The 3,444-nt window shown below is 40.5% G+C and carries 1 protein-coding gene; it reads left to right on the top strand.

Features of this window, described 5'->3' with window-relative positions:
• Positions 1 to 318: 318 nt before the first annotated feature.
• On the top strand, positions 319 to 3,444 hold a 3,126-nt coding region (locus tag H7U01_RS09885; RefSeq protein ID WP_201041516.1), incomplete at its 3' end, for a CshA/CshB family fibrillar adhesin-related protein.

Genomic DNA, 3,444 nt, shown 5'->3' with positions numbered 1-3,444 from the left:
GTTCTAATGAATTATTAATTCTGAAAATCGATTTTTGAAAAAAATGAAATCATAAGTTTCTTTTTACTGACAATTCTAAAAGTATATAATTATAAAATTATTAATTGAAATTTTTATAAAAATAGTGATATCTATAATCATTCTACTGTTTACATGATTATTTTTAAGTGAACCTTATAAAAAAATTGAAAATAAGAGCATTTCTTTTCACAAATATTAGGAATTTTGTTAAAATATTTAACGATTAGTATTTTTAAATACTTTTAATCTCATTGAGGGGTGAGATACTTAATAGTATAAGTGTGGAGGATTACCAAAGTGGGTAAAGATTTATTTAATGATCGTATAAGTCGATTTTCGATTCGTAAGCTGAATGTAGGGGTTTGCTCCGTTCTTCTTGGAACTCTGGTTATGGTTGGTACTGCTAGTCGAGTATCTGCCGATGAAACAGCTAACCAAGTCCAAGCAGGAGATGTAGCTAGCACTACTGCTACAGTGAGTGATGAGACATCTTCTCAGAATGCTGTTGCTGCTCAAGCTTCGACGGAAGTCGCAAATTTCTTATCAATTTCTGAGACTAATAGTCAGTCTCAAACCGTTTCAAATGCTAGCGCAGCTACTTCTGAAACGTCTACAACACAAGCTTCTAGTGAGACAACATCTCAAGCAGCTTCGTCAACGTCAGCAAGTACTGCAGCATCTACCACTAGTGTTGCTGGCTCTACAAGTGTAGGCAATACTACGGGAGTTTCAACGACAGCCTCTGTTACATCAGCATCATCTGAGACACCTGCTTCAGAAACAGCATCTGAAGCACAAGGTGTGGACGTTCAAGCAGAAGCTTCTACAACGAATGCTCTTTCAAGTGGTGCCGAAGCGTCTGCTGTAGTGCAACCTGTTGTAACAGCAGAAACTTCTGGTCGCCGTCGTACACGTCGTGCCCTTGGTGATGCCAATGATCCAAACTTGATTGGTGATGATGTAGAAGACGCAACCTCAACTCCAAAAGTTGAAAAACCTGGCTTTACAACAAATGTTGATGCCAAATCTATGGCTAGCCAAATCTCATGGTTGGACTTTGGAGATGTAGCTAACTGGACAGGAACTACTACAGTACTAGTTCCTAAAAGTGAAGTTAAACCAACTGAGAACTTAGAAGAAAAATTGGCTCTTCAAGTTGGGTCTACCTATACCAAGGAAATCATGCCTGGTTATGTAGTTACTGTAAAAGTCAAATCTTTGAAACCTTTCCAAGCGACTGAAATCTATAAGAAACGGATGGAAAATCAAGGGGCTACAGAAGCTGAAAAAGCAACCTATGATCCAAATGCAAAAAATGGTTATGTAAGTGGAGTCACTTCAAATGCTGCTAAGCAAGCTTTTAACAATGGTGAAGAGGCCAAAATCGTCGCTGATGCCCAAAATAATTGGACTGAAATCAGATTTGAAAATATTGATACGAAAACCAAGAAGACTACCATAAGTTCAGCTTTGAATGGTGGAAATATTGGAGTTCAGTTTGAAATCTCTGCAACCTTCCGTGGTAAGACAGTTAAGCCAGCTATTGTTATGGCTGATGGGGAGTCTGCTAACCCAGGTGAATTAGTTATGTTTACTACCAATGGAGAAGGTTGGCAGCATATTGGAGAATGGAAAAAGTTTACCAGACCAAGTACTTCTGTAACATATTCACCACAAGATACTGAAAATCTTTTTGGACCTAATCCTAAATTTAATAATACCAACTTAAACCAACTTCGTAGATCTACTCAAGTTGGACCAGAAAAGAAACCAGTAGCTTGGAAGTATTTTGGAAATCCTGACCAAGTTACAGGTGGTCTAGGAACCGGTATCTTTGGACCAAACATTTCTGAAGGTAATTATACTGTTCCAATCGTTATGACGCGTGGTGCCTCTGAAGTTGGACTTTATGTCGCTTCAGGTGGTAAACAGTCAGCAATGCTAGGATTCTTCCCAATTGATGAAGGGGACGCTCCTGAGTCATACGGAAAAGCTATGCATACCATTGCAACTGTAGATGGTATAACTGGTGCTAAAGTAAATCAACCATATATTGGTAATGTGAGCCCAGATATGGATGAGAATACTGTTCTTGACTGGTTCGGTGATGATAAGGCAACTACGGCCGATGAAGGAATTGACCAATTGCTTCCAGATGAGCTTAAAGGTTCAACCAATGAGATGATCAAGATGGACCGTACACGCCCAGGGAACTACAAGCTGTCAGTAGAAGCTCATACAGATGGAGCCTCAGAAGCACATATCTATGGTTGGGTAGACTTTAACCAAAATGGTAAATTCGATGAGGATGAACGCTCAAATCTCGCTACAATCACACAAGATGGCACTGTTGAGTTGACCTTTGCAAATAGCAAGACTTATATCGACCCTAGCGTTAAAGAACTAGGTGCTCGTGTTCGTATTGCCAAGAAGGCTACCGAGATTGAGAGCCCAACTGGTATGGCCTTCTCAGGGGAAGTGGAAGACTTCAGAACTCAAATTACGCACCCACCAAAAGGGGAATTCAAGGAAACAAGTGGTCCTCAAGGGGCGAAGCAAACTGCAACTGTAACCTTTACAGCACGTGGAGAACACAAGTATGAGCTTAATTCTAGTGCCGTTATTGACGAAACGGTAGAACCATACATCGTTGATAAAGATGGCAACCGTGCAACTCTTGATGCGGACGGTTACTATGTCGTTCCAGGACAAGGTAAGTACAAGATTACTGCCAACGGTAAAGATGTAGACGTTGAATTTATTCCTGAAGATAACTTCCTTGGAACAGCTGATGGTATTTCTATCCGTCGTTCAGATAACAACGGTTATGATACTGGTTGGTCAACAAAATTCCCAGATCAAGAAGCAAACATTAATGGTCAGTTGAATACCATGGATGGTCAATACGTTCCAACAGTCACTCCAATTGAAATCGAAGGAGTAGACAAAACTTCGACGGATGTTCAAGGGGCGACTCAAAAAGAAACTCCGACCTTTAACACAACTGAGACTAACTCAAATGGTGACAAGATTGCAATCACTCCAAGTGCAGAATATCCTGCTAAGTTGGTGGATCCTGCCACAGGTCTCACTACTGATGCGCCATCTGTAACAGTTGAAGGGGAAGGAACTTATACAATTAATCCTTCAACGGGTGAAGTAACCTTCACTCCAGATCCAAGCTTTACTGGTACAGCCAAAGGTGTGGAAGTTACATTGTCAGCGCCAGTTGGTAGAAACAAAGATGGTAAGATCCAACAGGATTACATCAAGACTGCAACAGCTAAGTACACACCAACAGTCACACCAATCACAGTGACTCCTACAGACAAGGTTTCTGCGGATGTTCAAAACGTTCCTCAAACCCAAACACCAACCTTTGATTTGAGTAATGATAAGACTGCTGAAATCACAAGCAAGAAA

This window comes from Streptococcus sp. 21.1 (assembly GCF_016648635.1).
Lineage (GTDB): Bacteria > Bacillota > Bacilli > Lactobacillales > Streptococcaceae > Streptococcus.
The sequence above is the reverse complement of the archived record's forward strand: the minus strand, read 5'-3'. Positions and strand labels throughout refer to the sequence as shown.